Consider the following 17,043-nt stretch of genomic DNA (forward strand, 5'->3'; position numbering starts at 1 on the left):
AATCTCGTCAGGCAAAAAGCCTGGCCAGTTCGGCGCCCGGATCGTCGGCGCGCATGAAGGCTTCGCCGACCAGGAAGCTGTTGACCTGATGGCTGCGCATGTGCGCGACGTCGGCCGGCGACTGGATGCCGGATTCGGTGATGACGATGCGCTCGGGTCCGATACGCGGCAGCAAGGCCAGCGTGGTGTCGAGGCTCACCTCGAAGGTCCGCAGGTTGCGGTTGTTGATGCCCATCAACGGCGTCGCCAGTTGCAGCGCGGCGTCGAGCTCTTCGGCATTATGTGATTCCACCAGCACCGCCATGCCGAGCTCATGGGCCAGCGCCTCCAGCGCCTGCATCGCCGGCAACGCGAGTGCAGCGACGATCAGCAGGATGCAATCCGCTCCCATCGCGCGCGCTTCATAGACCTGATAGGGATCGACGATGAAATCCTTGCGCAGCACCGGCAGGCTGCAGGCGGCGCGCGCCTGCATCAGGTACTTGGGGCTGCCCTGAAAATAGTCGCGGTCGGTCAGCACCGACAGGCAGGTCGCGCCGCCTGCTTCGTAACTGGCGGCGATCTCGGCCGGCCGGAAATCGGCGCGGATCACACCTTTCGACGGGCTGGCCTTCTTGATTTCGGCAATCACCGCCGGCTGGCCGACCGTCAGGCGGGTGCGCAACGCGCCGACGAAATCGCGCGGCTTCGGCGCAGCCTCGGCGCGCGCCCGCATCTCGCCGAGCGGCACCGTATCCATGCCTTCGTCGATCTCGCTGCGCTTGGTCGCGAGGATTTTTTCCAGGATGTCGCTCATGCTTGGCGCCCGCTCATGACTGGCTGAAGCGGCGATAGTGTTCCAGAACGTCGCGCGCCGCCAGGCTGGTGATCGCGTGTTGCGCCTGGGCGACGCCATCGGCCAGGCTGGCAGCGCGGCCCGCCACATAGACCGCCGCGCCCGCGTTGAGCGCAACCATCGCGGCCGCGCCGGCGTGGCGGTTTTCCAGCGCCGCCAGCAGCATCTCGACCGCTTCGTCGGTGCCGTTCACCACCAGTTCGCTCGCCGCCACCTGCGGCAAGCCGAACACGCCGGGTTCGAGTTCGTATTCGGACACATGGCCGTCCTTCAGCTCGGCCACGTAGGTGGGCGACGCCAGGCTGATCTCGTCCAGCCCCTCTTCCGCATGGACGACCAGCACGTGGCGGCTGCCCAGCGTCTGCAGCACCCGCGCCAGCGTGCCGGTCAGCTCGCGGCTGAACACGCCCAGCACCTGGTTCGGCGCGCCGGCCGGGTTGGTCATCGGACCGAGCAGGTTGAACAGGGTGCGTACGCCGAGCTCGCGCCGGACCGGTGCGGCGTGCTTCATCGCGCTGTGGTGGTTGGGCGCAAACATGAAGCCGACGCCGATTTTTTTCACTGCGTCGGCGACCTGCTCCGGCGCCAGGTTGACGTTCACCCCCAGCGCCTCCAGCACGTCGGCGCTGCCCGAAGTGGACGACACCGAGCGCCCCCCGTGCTTGGCCACGCGCGCGCCGCAGGCGGCCGCGACGAAGGCCGCGGCGGTCGAGATATTGAAGGTGTGCGCGCCGTCACCGCCGGTGCCGCAAGTATCGACCAGATGACCGACGCCGGCGAGCGGCACCTTGGTCGACAGCTCGCGCATGACGTCGGCGGCCGCTGCGATCTCGGTCACGGTCTCGCCCTTCATCCGTAGTGCGATCAGAAAGCCGGCAATCTGCGCCGGCGTCCATTCGCCGCCCATCAGCGCACGCATCGCCCCGAGCATGGTGTCGTGCGGCAGGTCATGGCGCTCGATCAGCAGGGTGAGGAGGTCCTTGTACTGCATCACACGCGCTCCTTCAGGAAGTTGGCGAGCATGGCATGGCCGTGTTCGGTGAGGATGGATTCGGGATGGAACTGCACGCCTTCCACCATCAGCGTCTTGTGGCGCACGCCCATGATTTCGCCGTCGTCGGTCCATGCGGTGATGTCGAGGCAATCCGGCAGCGTGGCGCGCTCGATCACCAGCGAGTGGTAGCGGGTGGCGCGAAAGGGATTCGGCAGGCCCTTGAACACGCCAGTGTCGGTGTGATGGATCATCGAGGTCTTGCCGTGCATCAGTTCCTTCGCTCGCACGATGTTGCCGCCAAAGGCCTGGCCGATGCTCTGGTGGCCCAGACAGACTCCGAGGATGGGCACCTTGCCGGCGAATTCGCGGATCAGCGGCACCGACACGCCGGCTTCGTTCGGCGTGCACGGGCCGGGCGAGACGACGATGTGGTCGGGTTTGAGCGCGGCGATGCCGGCGAGGTCGATCTCGTCGTTGCGCACGACGCGGACGTCCTCACCCAGCTCGCCAAAATACTGCACCAGGTTGTAGGTGAAGCTGTCGTAGTTGTCGATCATCAGCAGCATGATTACGCCACCTCCCCGCCAAAGCGCGCCTGCGCGAGCTCAGCCGCGCGCACCACGGCGCGCGCCTTGTTCAGCGTTTCCATCCATTCATTGTCGGGCACCGAATCGGCGACGATGCCGGCGCCTGCCTGCGCGTAGAGCATGCCGTCCTTGACCACCGCGGTGCGGATCGCGATCGCCAGGTCCATGTCGCCGTTGAAACCGAGATAGCCGACCGCGCCGGCGTAGATGCCGCGCTTGCTGGGCTCGAGTTCGTCGATGATTTCCATCGCCCGCACCTTGGGGGCACCGGACACGGTGCCGGCCGGGAAGCTGGCGCGCAGCACGTCGAGCGCGGCGAGACCGGGCTTCAACCGGCCCTCGACGTTGGAGACGATGTGCATGACGTGCGAGTAGCGCTCGATCTGCATGTTCTCGGTGACGCGGACAGAGCCGGTCACCGCGACGCGGCCGGTGTCGTTGCGCCCCAGATCCAGCAGTTGCAGATGCTCGGCGCACTCCTTGGGATCGGCCATCAGTTCCTCGGCCAGGCGCTGGTCGTCCTCGCGCGTGAGGCCGCGTGGCCGGGTGCCGGCAATCGGCCGCAGGGTGACGGTGTCGCCCTCCAGCCGCACCAGGATTTCGGGCGAGGAACCAACCACGTGGAAGCCGCCGAAATCGTAATAGAACATGTAGGGCGACGGGTTGAGGCTGCGCAGCGCCCGATACAGCGACAGCGGCGTGGCGCTGAACGGCCGCGCCATGCGCTGGGACAGCACCACCTGCATGACGTCGCCAGCGGCGATGTAGTCCTTGGCCTTCTGCACTGCCGATTTGAATGCGGCCTCGCCAAACTCGGAAGCGGGTTCGGCCTCGCTCACTACCGGTTCGGGCGGCAGTTGCACCGGCGCATTCAGCTGTTCGGCCAGCGCCCGCAGGCGCAGGTGGCCCTGCGCATAGGCATCGGGCTGCATCGGGTCGGCGTGGGTGATCAGATAAAGCTTGCCGGCCAGGTTGTCGAACACTGCCAGTTCTTCGGTCAGCATCAGCAGGATGTCCGGCGTGTGCAGCACGTCGTCTTTGCGCGGCTGATTTTTCTTGAACTCCGGGGCCAGCCGCTTCTCGATGTAACGGATGGTGTCGTAGCCGAAGTAGCCGGCCAGGCCCCCGGTAAAACGCGGCAGTCCCGCCACCGGCGCCGCCTTGAAGCGCGCCTGAAACTCGGCGATGAAGGCCAGCGGATCGGGCAGATTGTGCTCCTCGACCACGCGGCCGTCGGTTTCCACCGTCAGCAGATGGGCACGCACGCGTAATACTGTCCGCGCCGGCAGGCCGATGAAGGAATAGCGGCCGAAGCGCTCGCCGCCCACCACCGATTCGAGCAGATAGGTATACGGCGCGTTGGCCAGCTTGAGGTACACCGACAGCGGTGTTTCCAGGTCGCCGGGCAACTCGCGCACCAGTGGGATGCGGTTGTAGCCCTGGCGGACGCGGTCGAAGAAGTCTTGTTCAGTCATTTTTGGCTAAGAGCTAGGGGCTAGGAATTAGGGGCTAGGGATAAAGCGACGCGCAGCGTCACCATCGCGCCCATTGGGCGCGTTCCCTAGATCCTAGATCCCAATTCCTGGCCCCTAAACTCACGCCTTCACCACCATCTTCGCCGCTTCAGCCAGCGTCGGCACGACGGCATCCAGGTCGAGCTCGGCGACCGGACGGCCGCGGTTGTAGCCGTAGGGCACGCAGAACACCGGGCTGCCGGCGGCGCGCGCGGCCTGGGTATCGTTGAGCGAATCGCCGATCAGCAGCAGTTCGGCCGGCTTCACCTTGAACACCTCGCAGGCGTGCAGCAGCGGCAGCGGGTCGGGCTTGCGCTTCGGCAGCGTGTCGCCGGACAGGATCAGCTCGAAATAATCGAACAGGCCGGTGTCCTTCAGCAGCGGGATGGTGAATAGCTCGGCCTTGTTGGTGATACAGGCGATATGCACGCCCATCGCCTTGAAGGCATCGAGGCCCTCGACCACGCCGGGAAAAGGGCGTGAATGCAGCGATACGTGTTCGCCGTAGTGCTTCTGATACAGGGCGATGGCCTGCGCGAACAGCGCCGCATCGGGCTCGGCATCCATTTCGCCGGTGAGCACGCGCTTGACCAGCCGCGACACGCCATTGCCGATGTAGGTGGAAATCGTTTCCAGCGACGGGCAGGGACGACCAAGGTCGGCCATCATCAGCTCGGCGGCATGGGCGAGATCGGGTGCAGTGTGAATAAGCGTGCCGTCCAGATCGATGACGACGGCTTTGATTTTGAGAGGGAAGTTCATTTTTTTAGGATTCAGGAATTAGGGGCTAAGGGTTAGGGGACGTGCGGCCTTCGGCCGCGCTAATAAAGAGGTGCGAAGCACAAGACCCCCCTAGCCCCCAGATCCTATCTCCTAGCCCCTAGAAATCAGACCTTCGCCAGTTCCGCGCGCATCGCAGCGATGATGCTGTTGTAGCGCTGCGGATCGCTGTCCTTGGCGGCGCCGAACACGGCGGAGCCGGCAACGAAGGTGTCGACGCCGGCGCGCGCGACGTCGGCGATGTTGGCCGGACCGACACCGCCGTCGATCTCGATGTTCACCTTGAGGCCGCGGTCATCGATCATCTTGCGCACCGCGCGCGCCTTGTCGAGCACGTAGGGGATGAACTTCTGGCCGCCGAAACCGGGGTTCACGCTCATCAGCAGGACCATGTCGATCTTGTCGAGCGTATATTCCAGCACGTCGAGCGGGGTGGCCGGGTTGAACACCAGGCCGGCCTTGCAGCCGTTCTCCTTGATCAAACCAATCGTCCGGTCGATATGCTCGGAGGCTTCCGGGTGAAAGGTGATGTAGGTGGCGCCCGCCTTGGCGAAATCGGGAATGATGCGGTCGACCGGCTTCACCATCAGGTGGACGTCGATCGGCGCGGTGACGCCATGCTTGCGCAAGGCCTCGCACACCAGCGGGCCGATGGTCAGGTTGGGCACGTAGTGGTTGTCCATCACGTCGAAGTGGACAATATCGGCGCCGGAAGCGAGCACATTGTCGACTTCCTCGCCCAGCCGGGCAAAGTTGGCGGACAGGATGGACGGGGCGATGCGGTAAGTCATGGGAAGCTCCGGGAATGTAGGGAAAACCCGGGCATTTTAACAGTCTGACACGCCCTTGCGTTACACTCCGCGGATTCCATTCCGTCGAGCAGAGCCGTGGCCGAAGGCAAGAAATATCAAATCAGCATCACTGTCAATACGACGTATCTGGCCGAGCAGAGCGATCCCTCGGCCGACCGCTACGTGTTCGCCTACACCATCACCATCGCCAACTCCGGCACCGTGGCGGCGCAGCTGATCTCGCGCCACTGGATCATCACCGATGCCGAAAACGTCACCCAGGAAGTCAAGGGGCTGGGCGTGGTGGGTGAACAGCCGCTGCTGCGCCCGGGCGAGAGCTTCGAGTACACCAGCGGCACCGCGATGGCGACGCCGGTAGGCACCATGCGTGGCACCTACCAGATGGTGGCGGAAGACGGCAACAAGTTCGACGCCGAAATTCCCGTCTTCACGCTGTCGATGCCGCGCGTGCTGCACTAAAACGCCGGACTGCTAATCGTCGGCCGGCGCCAGCCGGATCGTGTATTGCCCGGCCTTTTCGTCCCGCACCATCGCCAGCAGCTTGTGCTGCTGCGCGTCCTCCACCAGCTCCCTGAACGAACGATAGCCATAGGCCGATTCGGTGAATCCCGGACGACGGCGCTGCATGGTGCTTTTCACCATCGAGCCCCAGATTTTCTCGTCCGAGCCGCGTTCGGCAATCAGCGCTTCCACCGTTTCGACGAGGAAATCGAGTGCGCCCTGACGACGGTCTTCCTCGGTCCGGGGTGCGGCGTTTTTGGCTGAACTGGCCGCCGGCTTCGTAGCCGGCGCCTTTTTCTCGGTGCGCTTCTTCTTGGCTTCCTGCGCGCGCACCAGATCGTCGTAGAAAATGAACTCGTCGCAGTTGGCGCTGAGCAGGTCTGAGGTCGAGTCCTTCACCCCGATGCCGATCACGTGCTTGTTGTTCTCGCGCAGTTTCGATACCAGCGGGGAAAAATCCGAATCGCCGCTGATGATGACGAAGGTGTCGACGTGCGACTTGGTATAGCAGAGATCGAGTGCGTCGACGACCATGCGGATGTCGGCCGAATTCTTGCCGGACTGGCGCACATGCGGGATCTCGATCAGCTCGAACGCCGCCTCATGCATGGTCGCCTTGAATTCCTTGTAACGGTCCCAGTCGCAGTACGCCTTCTTGACCACGATGCTGCCCTTGAGCAGCAGGCGTTCCAGCACTTTCTTGATGTCGAACTGCGCGTACTTGGCGTCGCGCACGCCGAGCGCGATGTTCTCGAAATCGCAGAACAGCGCCATGTTGGTGATTTCAGGTTGTCCGGCCATGGGGGAACCTCGGATTGATTTCAGGTGCGATGCGAAGGACAGGACACGATCCTGGTCAGCCTACTTTTTCATTGTCCACCACACGATGAACACGAACAGTCCCAGCGCGATGCCGGCCTCCAGCAGCAACCAGCCCAGTCCCTGGCTTTCCATTCGATTTCCCTCCCGTTGTTATACTCGACGCGTCATTCTGATTTGGGTCATCTTCACCTGTGATGCTGTTGCGTGCAAGTCCGTGGTTGTTCGTCCTGTTGTTGTCGGCCTGTTCGGCGCTGCCGCCTGCGGCGCGCCCCGAGCGTGCGCCCGCGCCCGTCCCGGCGCCTATCCCGGCGCCGCGACCTGCGCCCACACCAGGTCCTGCGCAGCCGTCTGCGCCCCTCCCCACACCCGTGGGCAACTACCCGCTGCTCAAGCCGGTGGCCTGGGCGGACGTCGCCTTCTGGCAGGACGACGCAGTCGGCGAGAACTGGGCGTCTTTTCTGCAAAGCTGCAGCACGCTGGTCAAGCGCAGCGCGTGGCAGGCCGTCTGTACCGAGGCAAGAGCGATGCCGGCGCCTAACGACGCCAACGCGCGTGCATTTTTCGAGCAGCGTTTTCAGCCGTATCGGGCCACCACCGAAGACGGCGGCGAGGAAGGCCTGGTCACCGGCTACTACGAACCGCTGCTGAAGGGCAACCGCGTGCGCACCGATCGCGCGCGCCATCCGCTTTACGCCACGCCGGACGATCTGATCAGCGTGGACCTGGCGGCCGTCTATCCCGAGTTGAAGAATCTGCGGCTGCGCGGACGGTTGTCCGGCAACAAGGTGGTGCCCTACCCCGCGCGCAAAGACATCGAGGCCGGCAACGGCTTCAAGGGCAAGCCCATCGCCTGGGCGGAGGACCCGGTCGACCTGTTCTTCCTGCAGATCCAGGGCTCGGGCCGCATCGAGTTGCCCGATGGCACCCACCTGCGTGTCGGCTATGCGGAGCAGAACGGCCATCCCTACCTGTCGATCGGCAAACTGCTGGTCGAGCGCGGTGAGCTGCTGCTCGAGCAGGCATCGATGCAGGGCATCAAGGACTGGGGGGCGCGCAACCCCGACAAGCTGGCCGACCTGCTCGCCAGCAACCCGAGCTATGTGTTTTTCCGTGAGCTACCCAATGGCCTCAGCGGTCCGCTCGGCGCGCTCGGCGTGCCGCTCACCGGCGGCCGCTCGATCGCCGTCGACCCGCGCTTCATCCCGCTGGGCGCACCGGTCTTTCTTGCCACCACCCAGCCCAACTCGCCAGAACCGCTGAACCGGCTGGTCATGGCGCAGGACACCGGCAGCGCCATCCGCGGCGGCGTGCGCGCGGATTTCTTCTGGGGATTTGGCGAAGCGGCTGGCGAGCTCGCCGGCCGCATGAAGCAGTCCGGCCGCATGTGGGTGCTGCTGCCGAAGGATTACCCGCTCGCCCGGCAGCAGCCGAAGCCAAACGGCGTCAACGCGCGGCGCTGACGCGGGCGGACACGGTCAGAAACAAACGGCACAGCGCCCATTACGAGCGCTGTGCCGTTTGCCCTACAAAAAACGATTACAGTTTTCGCTGGACGTCCCTGGCAATGTCCTGGACTTTCTCACCACCGCGTTCGATATCCTTGCCTACGCCCGCCACCGTATTGCAGCCTGCCAACACGATGAAAGCGGAAGACATTAACAAGGTGAAAAACGTCTTCATGATGTTCTCCTGATATTCAAGATTCCGGATTGCCCGTCCGGCTGCCGTTGGCAGCGCTGCAGGGTAAGGATATCGCAGGGTGCGGGGCATCACGGGTCTGTCAGACAGCGCGGATTGGCTTGTCGGATGATTCCTGCATTCAAGTCCCGGGAAATCTTGCATACTGCTGGAAACCCAGGCGAAACCTCAACATGTCAACAGCGTCCCCTCCTCCTTCACGTCCACGTCCACGTCGTCTCACATCGCGCTGGCACGACGGCTCGAACATCAGTACCCATCTTTTCCTGTCGGCAGGCATGGCTTTGCTGATCAGCATCCTGGTCGCGAGCTACATGCAGGCCTCGGCGGGTCTGGAAGCGCTGAACCAGTTCGGGATATCGAGCGAACATGCCCATCAGCTGGACGACCTCAATGTGCTTCTGGTCGACACCCAATCCAGGGCACGCGGCTATGCCTTGACGCGCGCCGCCGACGATCTCGCCGTGTATCGCGAGCTTGCGGCAAAGATCAATGACACCTTGCGGTCCATCGAGGAGCAAAACAAGGACACTCCCCGCACGGCCGAACTCATCATCAAGGCCCATATGGTTTCCAGGCGCATCGATCTCACGGTACAGCAAGCCGAAAAGGGCATCGTGCTGGGCAAGTCCTGGGTCGATACGTCCAATCGGATCATGGATGACTACAAGCGCCAGCACAACCTGATCAAGACGCAACTGCTCACGCAAAGCCTGGAGGATGTCCGGCGCTCGGTGAATGGCTTCGAGAACGCGCGGATCAGCACGGTGCTGCTGGCCATCGCCTCGCTGTTGCTGCTGGTGCTTTCGATTGCCCAGCGGCAGAAGCAGCAGGAACTGCTGGAGAAAATCCAGCAGCTGCTGACGGCCAAGAACGATCGGCTGGAGCGCGAAGTCCATGCGCGCACCGCGGAGTTGACCAATCTTGCGACCTATCTGACCGATGTGCGCGAAGCCGAGAAACTGCACCTGGCGCGCGAGATGCACGATGAGCTCGGTGCGCTGCTGACAGCTGCCAAACTGGATGCCGACTGGATTGAACGCACGCTGCCGCCCGAAACGCAGGCGCTGGTTGCGCAGCGCCTGACGCGCCTGCGCCAGAACCTGGTGGGCGGCATCACGCTCAAGCGCAGGTTCACCAACGACCTGCGGCCCGCGCTGCTGTATGACCTGGGCCTGATCGAGGCGCTCAGGGCGCTGATCGAGGAATTCCGGAAGATCGACGAAATCGAGGTGGACCTGGACCTGCCCGAGACCGAACCCGAGCTCACCGAAGCGGTTTCGCTCAGTCTGTTCCGCATCGTTCAGGAAGCCTTCACCAACATCCGCAAGTACGCCCAGGCCCAGCGGGTGACCGTGTCGCTTCGCACCACCGCGAACACCATCGAGCTGACCATCGAGGATGACGGGATCGGCTTCGACGCGGATTCACCCCGGCTGTCACGACATGGACTGGCGGGCATCAAGCACCGGGTCTTCACCCACGGCGGACAACTCGACATCCACACCGCCCCGGGTGCCGGCGTCAAGATCCATGTGACCCTGCCTGTCTGACCCCCGCAGAACCCCTGCCGGAACCCGCAGTCAGGACGCGCGTTTTTCACGCGCCGCGTCGACCACGTAGTCGATCAGCTGGTTGATCTGCAGCGACTTGTCAAAGAAGGCGTCCATGCCGATGCGCTCGCATCGCTTGCGCATGGTGGAATGGGAGTAGTTGGTCAGCACCGCCTTGCGCGGCCGGCCATAGAGCCCAGAATCGGTCTGCAATGCATCCAGCACGCCGATGCCGCTGCCCTGCTTGAGTTCGATATCGATGATCACCAGATCGACCGGATTTTGGGCCATCCGGGTGAGCGCCTCGCTCTCGCCGTCGGCGCATCCGCAGAACTCGACACCATCCAGCTCAGCCAGCATGCCGGAGAGCAGTTCCTGCAACAGCGCAGAGTCTTCGATTAAAAATACTTTCAACATGGAAGCGTCATGGCGCGTTCCTTTTTGGAAATTCGCCGCAGTGTGGTTCTTGGATGAAAGGGAAGACTTATTCCGTGATGAGTCCGTGTCGTAAGGCATACGTTGCCAATTCTGCATTGCTGGTGATACCGAGCTTCTCGGTCACCCGCGAGCGATAGGTACTGATGGTCTTGACGCTCAGGTGCAGCTGTTCGGCAATATCCGAAACCGACTCACCGCGTGCCAGTCGCAAAAATACCTGAAGCTCGCGGTCCGACAAGGTTTCATGCAGCACGCCGCTGCGCTCGCCGCTCATTTCATCGGCCAGGAGCTCGGCGGTTCGCGCCGATACATAGCGGCGTCCGGTCGAGACCATGTGGATCGCCCGCAGCAACTCGTCCTTCTCACAGTCCTTGCACAGATAGCCATTGGCGCCGTTCTTGATCATCGCAAGCGCATAGCTTTCCTCGGGGAAGCCGCTCAGCACCAGCACCCGGGTATCGGGGTGGCGCTGGCGCACCATGCGCAGCACGTCGACGCCGCTCTTGCCCGGCAGCGAAATGTCGAGCAGGAGGACGTCGCACTGCGAGGTGCGCAATTTATCGAGCGCCTCGTCGCCATTGGACGCCTCGAAGCCGATATTGATGGAAGAATCTTCGCTCAACAACTCTCGAAAACCGGTTCGGACGATCTCATGATCGTCCACGATAGCAACCTGAATCATGTGCATCTCAATCCAATCCGGTGGGGTTTGATTCTAGCACCGGGACGCCTAACGTCCCTTGAGTAGGTTCACGGCGAACGTGGCAATCGCAATCACCAGAAACACCACAAACAGGATCTTGGCGATGCCGGCAGCGCCTGCTGCCAGGCCGGAGAAACCCAGCACGGCGGCAATAATGGCGATGATGAAAAAAACAAGCGCGTAGTACAGCATGCAGATCTCCTTGAAATAATGGCCCCGGTGAATAAATACGCAACGGGTGAAGCGCAAATGCTGACACGACACAAGACAAACACGACATGGCAGCGATTACTTGCAGGTTAAACACCGGGCATTCCGTCGCCATCAGTCGCCGACGAGTTTTTTGTCGGATATTCCCTACAGCCTTACTGCGTATTTCGCGCCAAGTACAACGGCATCTTCTCGCAAACCGAGTCGTATTTATGTAGGACAGCGCCGCAAATCGTATCGGCCTAACCTGCATGAGGTGCAGGCATTGTCCCGGCCGGACCGTCATTCCCTGTCGTGTCAGAGGCCGCCTACATGCGCTTAACGTATTTGCGGACAGCGTGATGCGTCTTCGTCCCCTACAGCCGATGAATTGTCCTGGCTAAGCTTGTTTCCATGCTGGCGGCGCTCGCTGCCAGCACTAAACCCTGTCATTTTTGGAGAATCTCAAATGGAAACGATGCCCAATACAAAATACTCCTCCCCGACCGGTAGCGAGAGCACGGTGGCCGAGCATGCACGCCGGTCGCTCGAAGAAGCCCGCGCTGGTGCCGAAGACCTCGCCGCCCAAGGCAGCGAGGCGATTCACAAAGGCACAGACCGGGCGCGCGAGGCCATTTCCCATACGACCGATCAAGCGGCGCATTACGTCCAGGAACAGCCGCTGAAATCGCTGATGATGGCGGCGGCTGCAGGTGCGGCGATCGCGATTCTGGCCGGCGCGATTGGCAAGCACCGTCATCATTGAACACGCCATTCAAGACGCGGCGTCCCACGCAATGCTGCCCCCACTGCTCCGTGTGCTGCTGACCGAACCCGGTCTGCTGCATACCTACGTCAGCGCCTATGCCGAACTCATTCGACAGGATGCGTCCGGCTGGTGGGCGTTAAAACTGCGGCGGTTCAGCTACACGCTGGTGTCGGTGGGCCTCGCCTTGCTGGCCATCCTGTTTGTCGGGATCGCGCTGATGCTGCATGCAGTCACCGATATCGGTCACTGGTTGCTGTGGGCCGTGCCGGCGCTGCCGCTGGCGGGGTCATTGTTTGCGCTGGGACTGCTGATGCGCATACCACGTGAACGTGCTTCGTTCCTGCGCGTGCGTGCGCAGGCCATCCAGGACATGCAGCTACTGGAAATGGATTTGCGGAGATCAGAACGATGAATACAGAACAACAACCCGAAATACCCACCAATACTCTCGCAGCGGATCACGCCACTGCGGACACGGCAGCCGATGCCGAGACCCGGCTGCAACTGAAGCGCGAGGCCGTGCGCCTGCGGCTGGCACAGCAGAAGGACGACGCGCTCGGGCAAGTCGGCGTGATCGCGCGCATGGCAGTGCCGTTGGCGCGCCAGATGGTGCGCCAGCACCCTTATGCCACGCTTTCTAGCGCAGCGCTGGTCGGGATCTGGATGATCCGCGGCAAACCCTGGCGCGCGCTGGGCGGCTCCGTTCTGGCGGGGCTGCTGGCGCGCCAGGCGCTTGCCTATTCGCTGTCTTCCGGAAGCCAACTGGTCAAGCACCTGATCGCCAGCGACCGCGCCAAGTCGGCGTCGGGTCGCCCGCTGTAGTCCGCAGGCGTTGTCACCCATGCAGAGCGCATGCGTCACCGCGAACGCTTTCTCCCTCTACGTCGGCCCGACGGGCAGTCGAACGCTGAACTTCGCCGGCGTGTTGAGATTCCTAGCCGCGTGCGGGATCCTCCCGCTGACGGCCTGCGCCACGCTGCCCGATACCAGCCGGATCGATCAGCCTGCACGCGTCGAGCCGGTGAAATTCGAAACCATGCGCGGACCCGTTCCGCAAGGCACCAGCACCGCGATCCTGAAGAACCTAAAAAGCGAATCCGGCTCGCGCGACATCCTACAGAAGCACCTTGCGCTGGAAGAAGCGATCAATCGCGACAGTCCGCTGGTGCTGGGCAACCGGGCGGTGCTGCTGCAGGACGGCCCTGCCACCTACGAAGCGATGTTTGCCGCGATCCGAAAAGCGCGCGATCACATCAACCTGGAAACCTACATCTTCGAGGACGGCGAAATCGGTTCCCGCTTCGCCGCGCTGCTGCTCGAAAAGCAGGCGGCGGGGGTTCAGGTGAACCTGATCTACGACAGCGTGGGCAACCTCACCACCCCGACGGAATTCTTTGAGCGCCTGCGCGCCGGCGGCATCCAGCTGCTTGAGTTCAACCCGATCAACCCGGCCAAGCTCCGCAAGAAAGAGGAATGGCTGCTGAATAACCGCGACCACCGGAAATTGCTGATCATCGACGGCAAAACTGCTTTTCTGGGCGGCATCAACATCAGCGAGTCGTACTCGAGCGGTTCCCTCTCCAGCCCGCGCAAAAGCCGCAAAGGCGCCCCACAGGAGGCCGGCTGGCGCGACACCCACCTGCAGATCGAGGGGCCGGTGGTGGCCGAACTCCAGAAGTACTTCCTCGATACCTGGGCGCGACAACACGGGCCCGAACCGGCCAGCCGGATCTATTTTCCTCCGCTTGTCCAGCGCGGCGACGAAATCATCCGCGCCATCGGCAGCACGGCCGAGGATGACGACAGCCCTATTTACCTGACGCTGCTGTCGGCCATCGACCACGCGGAACGCAACATCCACATCACCAATGCCTATTTCGTGCCCGACCCGCAGTTGCGACAGGCGCTGGCCGGCGCCGCCCAGCGTGGCGTCGACGTGCAGATCGTGCTACCCGGAAGAACCGATTCGTGGGCCGTGTTCCACGCCGGCCGCTCGCATTACGACGAATTGCTCGATGCCGGCGTCAAGCTCTACGAGCGAGGCGACACGATCCTGCATGCCAAGACGGCGTCGGTCGACGGTGTCTGGTCCACCGTCGGTTCGACCAATCTGGACTGGCGCAGTTTTCTGCACAACGACGAGCTGAACGCCATCATCCTGAGCGCCGATTTTGCGCGCCAGATGGATGCCATGTTCGCCCGCGACCGCGCTGCCGCCAAAGCCATCGAGCCCGAGGAATGGAAACGCCGCTCGCCGCTGTTGCGGATTCAGGAATGGCTGGCGCGGCGTTTTGAATACTGGCTCTAGCGTGCACGCACGCAAATTCAAGGCAGTGCCTTTTCACCCGAAACACTAACCCGAAACAGGAGAGTGAGTATGAAAACGCTGATAGTCGGTCACTACGATCTGCAGGATGAGGCGGAAATCGCGGCACGGGATGTATTGCGTGCCGGATTCTCCGTCAACGAGACGAGCCTGTTCTACCTCAATCCGCAAGGGCAGCACGCGCTGCACCCGGTGGGCGGCGATGAGGACGAGTCGGCGGGGACGCACGATGCCCAGTCCGGCGCCGTGCGCGGTGCGGCCGGCGGCGCGGGCGCCGGTGTCCTGGTCGGCGCGGCCACGATCCCCGTTCTGGGCCCGGCCGGCCCCCTGCTGGGCGCTGCCGTAGGCGCTTACGCCGGTTCGCTGGTCGGCGCGCTGAACAAGATGGAAGAACCCCCCGAGACGGGCGCCGACACTATGCACGATAGTGACCACAACACGGCCGACGCCGAGAACGAGGCGCGCAAGTCGGGCTACCTGCTGGCGGTGGCCGTCAACACGCCGACGGAACGCAAGTACGCGATCGAGATTCTGGGTGAACGTGCCCATCTGCTGGAAGAAGCGGAAGGCAATCTTCAAAACGGGGATTGGACCGACTTCGATCCGCTGGCGCCCGGCAAAGTCATCCGCTGATGTCCCAGCCGTAGCGTCGATCGGTTGAATCCGCACGATCGTCCGGACAGCGCGCGCCCTGTCCCCTTGTCTTCGGACGTGTCCTACACCCGATTGGAGTCAGGGCTGACTGCGCGCCGCGGTTCGCCGGCCTACGATTGAATACATCACACTGGCCAAGACAAGGCGGAATGCATTTTCGATCCAATGCCATGAGGATGTCATGAAGACCCCACTTCCCCGTTCCAGACCCTGCATCAATTGGTCGCTCATGCTGGGAATCCTCCTGATTGCCTGTGCCAGTCTGGGGCTGAATCCGGCGCATGCAGACAGCCGTGCCGGCGCCACACTCGCGCAGCAAGGCGGGTCCGGCATCAGCGCGTGCGTGTCGTGCCATGGCGCACGCGGCGAAGGGCAAGCGGCAACGGGCTTTCCACGGCTGGCCGGCCAGCCGCAGGCCTACCTGCTCAGGCAAATGCAGGCGTTTGCCGATGGCACACGCAAGAACCCGATGATGGAACCGATCGCCCGCGCACTCAGCGCGCAGCAGATGCGCGATCTCGCTGATCACTATGCCGGCCTGCCGGGTTGGAGCGCACCCGTGAAAACCGGCTCGCCCGATCCGGCCGCTGCGCCCGGGCCGCGGCTGGCCACGGCAGGCAACTGGGACAAGGAGATTCCCGCCTGCTTTGCCTGCCATGGTCCGGGCGGGGCTGGCATCGCCCCGCATTTCCCCGCCATCACCGGGCAGCCGCGCGCCTATACCCGAACACAATTGAAAGCCTGGCAGGCGGGCACCCGCAGCAACGATTCCCAGGGGCTGATGAAGTCCGTCGCAGACAGGATGACGGATGCGGACATTGAGGCCGTCAGCCTGTATCTCGAAAACCCCGCCGCCACCGGAAGGAGCGAATGATGCCCATCTGGTTAAGGACATGGATTCAAGGCATGAAGCAGACCGGCCGATTCCATCCTTCGTGGATACTGCTGGTGGTCCTGACCACGCTGGTGGTGGCCGGCATCGTCTGGATTCCCACCCAGATGGTTTCGAAGACACAACCGGAGTCCCTAGCGGATGCCCGGGCCGTGCCCGCCTCCAACACGCCTGCGTCCGCGACGGAAGAAGAATCCGCAGCCGCCAAAAAAACCCACGCGCCTGCCGGGGCGTCCCTTGCCTCGGCCACGGCCGACTTCACGCCACCTGACATCGATGACCTGCCGGACGGCGACTTCGGCGATGCGGTGCGGCTGGGCCGGAATATTTTCAATGACACGCAAACCTATGCGCGTGCGTATGTCGGCAACGGCCTCAATTGCGTCAACTGTCACCTCGATGCCGGCCGCAAGGCCGATTCGGGCCCCTTGTGGGCGGCCTTCGGCATGTTCCCGACGTATCGCGAAAAGAACAGCCAGGTGAATACCTACGAGGACCGCCTCGCGGGCTGCTTCCGTTTCAGCATGAACGGCAAGGAGCCGCCGCGGGGCAGCAAGGAACTCGTCGCCCTGATGAGCTACAGCTACTGGATGTCCCGCGGCGCGCCGATCGGCGTCGAACTCAAGGGACGCGGCTATCCCAAGCTGGCGGCGCCGGCGCAGCCAGCCGATACAGCACGCGGCAAAAAAATCTACGAAGCCAACTGCGCAATCTGCCACGGCGCCGATGGGCTGGGCACACGCTTGAGCGATGGGCGCTATGCCTTTCCGCCGCTGTGGGGCGACGATTCCTTCAATGCCGGCGCCGGCATGACCCAGGTTCACAATGCGGCCGCATTCATCCGGGCCAACATGCCGCTGGGCCAGGGCAATACGCTGACGGAACAGGAAGCCTGGGACGTGGCGAAATTCATGAACAGCCACCCCCGCCCCGCCGATCCTCGGCGAGCGAAATCCTGACGCCAATACAGGTCTGA

Annotated in this window: 21 protein-coding genes; 10 read left to right on the plus strand and 11 right to left on the minus strand. The window is 63.1% G+C overall.

Annotated features, from left to right (window positions below):
- Positions 1–7 precede the first annotated feature (7 nt).
- The 6 genes from trpC to rpe all read right to left on the minus strand — a co-directional run bounded on the left by trpC (position 8) and on the right by rpe (position 5,501).
- Positions 8–796: an indole-3-glycerol phosphate synthase TrpC gene (trpC, locus tag Q8R61_RS06895; RefSeq protein ID WP_305535576.1), complete on the minus strand. Its 789-nt coding sequence runs from the start codon at positions 794–796 to the stop codon at positions 8–10.
- Between the two features lie 13 nt (positions 797–809).
- Entirely contained in the window at positions 810–1,826 is a 1,017-nt protein-coding gene (gene trpD, locus Q8R61_RS06900; RefSeq protein ID WP_305535578.1) for an anthranilate phosphoribosyltransferase, read from the minus strand.
- Positions 1,826–2,395, minus strand: a complete 570-nt coding sequence (locus Q8R61_RS06905; RefSeq protein WP_305535580.1) for an aminodeoxychorismate/anthranilate synthase component II — start codon at positions 2,393–2,395, stop codon at positions 1,826–1,828. Before Q8R61_RS06905 ends, trpD begins: the two co-directional genes overlap by 1 nt.
- A gap of 2 nt (positions 2,396–2,397) precedes the next feature.
- On the minus strand, positions 2,398–3,891 hold the full coding sequence (trpE, locus tag Q8R61_RS06910) for an anthranilate synthase component I (protein ID WP_305535582.1): 1,494 nt from the start codon (positions 3,889–3,891) through the stop codon (positions 2,398–2,400).
- A gap of 120 nt (positions 3,892–4,011) precedes the next feature.
- A complete protein-coding gene (locus Q8R61_RS06915; RefSeq protein WP_305535584.1) occupies positions 4,012–4,692 on the minus strand; it encodes a phosphoglycolate phosphatase in 681 nt (226 codons plus the stop codon).
- A 125-nt stretch (positions 4,693–4,817) separates the two neighbouring features.
- Entirely contained in the window at positions 4,818–5,501 is a 684-nt protein-coding gene (gene rpe, locus Q8R61_RS06920; protein WP_305535586.1) for a ribulose-phosphate 3-epimerase, read from the minus strand.
- A 96-nt stretch (positions 5,502–5,597) separates the two neighbouring features.
- Here rpe and apaG point away from each other — a divergent pair, with 96 nt between their 5' ends.
- Positions 5,598–5,981: a Co2+/Mg2+ efflux protein ApaG gene (gene apaG / locus Q8R61_RS06925; protein ID WP_305535588.1), complete on the plus strand. Its 384-nt coding sequence runs from the start codon at positions 5,598–5,600 to the stop codon at positions 5,979–5,981.
- Positions 5,982–5,993: 12 nt separating this feature from the next.
- On the opposite strand, the gene Q8R61_RS06930 is transcribed toward apaG, so the two are convergent.
- Positions 5,994–6,824, minus strand: a complete 831-nt coding sequence (locus Q8R61_RS06930; RefSeq protein ID WP_305535590.1) for an NYN domain-containing protein — start codon at positions 6,822–6,824, stop codon at positions 5,994–5,996.
- 215 nt (positions 6,825–7,039) lie between these two features.
- Here Q8R61_RS06930 and Q8R61_RS06935 point away from each other — a divergent pair, with 215 nt between their 5' ends.
- Positions 7,040–8,305: a murein transglycosylase A gene (locus Q8R61_RS06935; protein ID WP_305535592.1), complete on the plus strand. Its 1,266-nt coding sequence runs from the start codon at positions 7,040–7,042 to the stop codon at positions 8,303–8,305.
- 76 nt (positions 8,306–8,381) lie between these two features.
- Here Q8R61_RS06935 and Q8R61_RS06940 read toward each other — a convergent pair whose 3' ends face one another.
- Positions 8,382–8,525: an entericidin A/B family lipoprotein gene (locus Q8R61_RS06940; RefSeq protein ID WP_305535595.1), complete on the minus strand. Its 144-nt coding sequence runs from the start codon at positions 8,523–8,525 to the stop codon at positions 8,382–8,384.
- A 296-nt stretch (positions 8,526–8,821) separates the two neighbouring features.
- On the opposite strand from Q8R61_RS06940, the gene Q8R61_RS06945 reads away from it, so the two are divergent.
- Positions 8,822–10,096, plus strand: a complete 1,275-nt coding sequence (locus Q8R61_RS06945) for an ATP-binding protein (protein WP_305535597.1) — start codon at positions 8,822–8,824, stop codon at positions 10,094–10,096.
- 30 nt (positions 10,097–10,126) lie between these two features.
- On the opposite strand, the gene Q8R61_RS06950 is transcribed toward Q8R61_RS06945, so the two are convergent.
- From Q8R61_RS06950 to Q8R61_RS06960, 3 genes are all read right to left on the minus strand, one after another.
- The gene (locus tag Q8R61_RS06950) at positions 10,127–10,513 is read right to left on the minus strand and encodes a response regulator (protein ID WP_305535599.1); all 387 of its coding nucleotides are present in this window, start codon (positions 10,511–10,513) and stop codon (positions 10,127–10,129) included.
- Between the two features lie 67 nt (positions 10,514–10,580).
- Positions 10,581–11,222, minus strand: a complete 642-nt coding sequence (locus Q8R61_RS06955; protein WP_305535601.1) for a response regulator transcription factor — start codon at positions 11,220–11,222, stop codon at positions 10,581–10,583.
- Positions 11,223–11,264: 42 nt separating this feature from the next.
- Positions 11,265–11,429, minus strand: coding sequence for a DUF1328 domain-containing protein (locus Q8R61_RS06960; RefSeq protein WP_305535603.1), 165 nt, complete (start codon positions 11,427–11,429; stop codon positions 11,265–11,267).
- A 466-nt stretch (positions 11,430–11,895) separates the two neighbouring features.
- On the opposite strand from Q8R61_RS06960, the gene Q8R61_RS06965 reads away from it, so the two are divergent.
- The 7 genes from Q8R61_RS06965 to Q8R61_RS06995 all read left to right on the plus strand — a co-directional run bounded on the left by Q8R61_RS06965 (position 11,896) and on the right by Q8R61_RS06995 (position 17,026).
- Entirely contained in the window at positions 11,896–12,192 is a 297-nt protein-coding gene (locus Q8R61_RS06965) for a hypothetical protein (RefSeq protein ID WP_305535605.1), read from the plus strand.
- Positions 12,193–12,223: 31 nt separating this feature from the next.
- Complete coding sequence (locus Q8R61_RS06970) at positions 12,224–12,607, plus strand: hypothetical protein (protein ID WP_305535607.1); 384 nt, start codon at positions 12,224–12,226, stop codon at positions 12,605–12,607.
- Entirely contained in the window at positions 12,604–13,017 is a 414-nt protein-coding gene (locus tag Q8R61_RS06975; protein ID WP_305535609.1) for a hypothetical protein, read from the plus strand. The genes Q8R61_RS06970 and Q8R61_RS06975 overlap by 4 nt, the downstream gene beginning before the upstream one ends.
- A gap of 19 nt (positions 13,018–13,036) precedes the next feature.
- Positions 13,037–14,503, plus strand: a complete 1,467-nt coding sequence (locus Q8R61_RS06980) for a phosphatidylserine/phosphatidylglycerophosphate/cardiolipin synthase family protein (RefSeq protein WP_305535611.1) — start codon at positions 13,037–13,039, stop codon at positions 14,501–14,503.
- 69 nt (positions 14,504–14,572) lie between these two features.
- Complete coding sequence (locus Q8R61_RS06985; protein WP_305535613.1) at positions 14,573–15,154, plus strand: hypothetical protein; 582 nt, start codon at positions 14,573–14,575, stop codon at positions 15,152–15,154.
- 250 nt (positions 15,155–15,404) lie between these two features.
- Complete coding sequence (locus Q8R61_RS06990) at positions 15,405–16,049, plus strand: cytochrome c (RefSeq protein WP_305535615.1); 645 nt, start codon at positions 15,405–15,407, stop codon at positions 16,047–16,049.
- A 32-nt stretch (positions 16,050–16,081) separates the two neighbouring features.
- A complete protein-coding gene (locus Q8R61_RS06995) occupies positions 16,082–17,026 on the plus strand; it encodes a c-type cytochrome (RefSeq protein WP_305535617.1) in 945 nt (314 codons plus the stop codon).
- Positions 17,027–17,043 lie beyond the last annotated feature (17 nt).

The organism is Thiobacillus sp. (genome assembly GCF_030696885.1).
Lineage (GTDB): Bacteria > Pseudomonadota > Gammaproteobacteria > Burkholderiales > Thiobacillaceae > Thiobacillus.

Excerpts from the sequence above, each read along its gene's own strand:
- trpC (WP_305535576.1), bottom strand. The coding sequence starts at position 796 with ATGAGCGACATCCTGGAAAAAATCCTCGCGACCAAGCGCAGCGAGATC.
- trpD (WP_305535578.1), bottom strand. The coding sequence starts at position 1,826 with ATGCAGTACAAGGACCTCCTCACCCTGCTGATCGAGCGCCATGACCTG.
- Q8R61_RS06905 (WP_305535580.1), bottom strand. The coding sequence starts at position 2,395 with ATGCTGCTGATGATCGACAACTACGACAGCTTCACCTACAACCTGGTG.
- trpE (WP_305535582.1), bottom strand. The coding sequence starts at position 3,891 with ATGACTGAACAAGACTTCTTCGACCGCGTCCGCCAGGGCTACAACCGC.
- Q8R61_RS06915 (WP_305535584.1), bottom strand. The coding sequence starts at position 4,692 with ATGAACTTCCCTCTCAAAATCAAAGCCGTCGTCATCGATCTGGACGGC.
- rpe (WP_305535586.1), bottom strand. The coding sequence starts at position 5,501 with ATGACTTACCGCATCGCCCCGTCCATCCTGTCCGCCAACTTTGCCCGG.
- Q8R61_RS06930 (WP_305535590.1), bottom strand. The coding sequence starts at position 6,824 with ATGGCCGGACAACCTGAAATCACCAACATGGCGCTGTTCTGCGATTTC.
- Q8R61_RS06935 (WP_305535592.1), top strand. The coding sequence starts at position 7,040 with ATGCTGTTGCGTGCAAGTCCGTGGTTGTTCGTCCTGTTGTTGTCGGCC.
- Q8R61_RS06940 (WP_305535595.1), bottom strand. The coding sequence starts at position 8,525 with ATGAAGACGTTTTTCACCTTGTTAATGTCTTCCGCTTTCATCGTGTTG.
- Q8R61_RS06945 (WP_305535597.1), top strand. The coding sequence starts at position 8,822 with ATGGCTTTGCTGATCAGCATCCTGGTCGCGAGCTACATGCAGGCCTCG.
- Q8R61_RS06950 (WP_305535599.1), bottom strand. The coding sequence starts at position 10,513 with ATGTTGAAAGTATTTTTAATCGAAGACTCTGCGCTGTTGCAGGAACTG.
- Q8R61_RS06955 (WP_305535601.1), bottom strand. The coding sequence starts at position 11,222 with ATGCACATGATTCAGGTTGCTATCGTGGACGATCATGAGATCGTCCGA.
- Q8R61_RS06960 (WP_305535603.1), bottom strand. The coding sequence starts at position 11,429 with ATGCTGTACTACGCGCTTGTTTTTTTCATCATCGCCATTATTGCCGCC.
- Q8R61_RS06965 (WP_305535605.1), top strand. The coding sequence starts at position 11,896 with ATGGAAACGATGCCCAATACAAAATACTCCTCCCCGACCGGTAGCGAG.
- Q8R61_RS06970 (WP_305535607.1), top strand. The coding sequence starts at position 12,224 with ATGCTGCCCCCACTGCTCCGTGTGCTGCTGACCGAACCCGGTCTGCTG.
- Q8R61_RS06975 (WP_305535609.1), top strand. The coding sequence starts at position 12,604 with ATGAATACAGAACAACAACCCGAAATACCCACCAATACTCTCGCAGCG.
- Q8R61_RS06980 (WP_305535611.1), top strand. The coding sequence starts at position 13,037 with ATGCAGAGCGCATGCGTCACCGCGAACGCTTTCTCCCTCTACGTCGGC.
- Q8R61_RS06985 (WP_305535613.1), top strand. The coding sequence starts at position 14,573 with ATGAAAACGCTGATAGTCGGTCACTACGATCTGCAGGATGAGGCGGAA.
- Q8R61_RS06990 (WP_305535615.1), top strand. The coding sequence starts at position 15,405 with ATGCTGGGAATCCTCCTGATTGCCTGTGCCAGTCTGGGGCTGAATCCG.
- Q8R61_RS06995 (WP_305535617.1), top strand. The coding sequence starts at position 16,082 with ATGAAGCAGACCGGCCGATTCCATCCTTCGTGGATACTGCTGGTGGTC.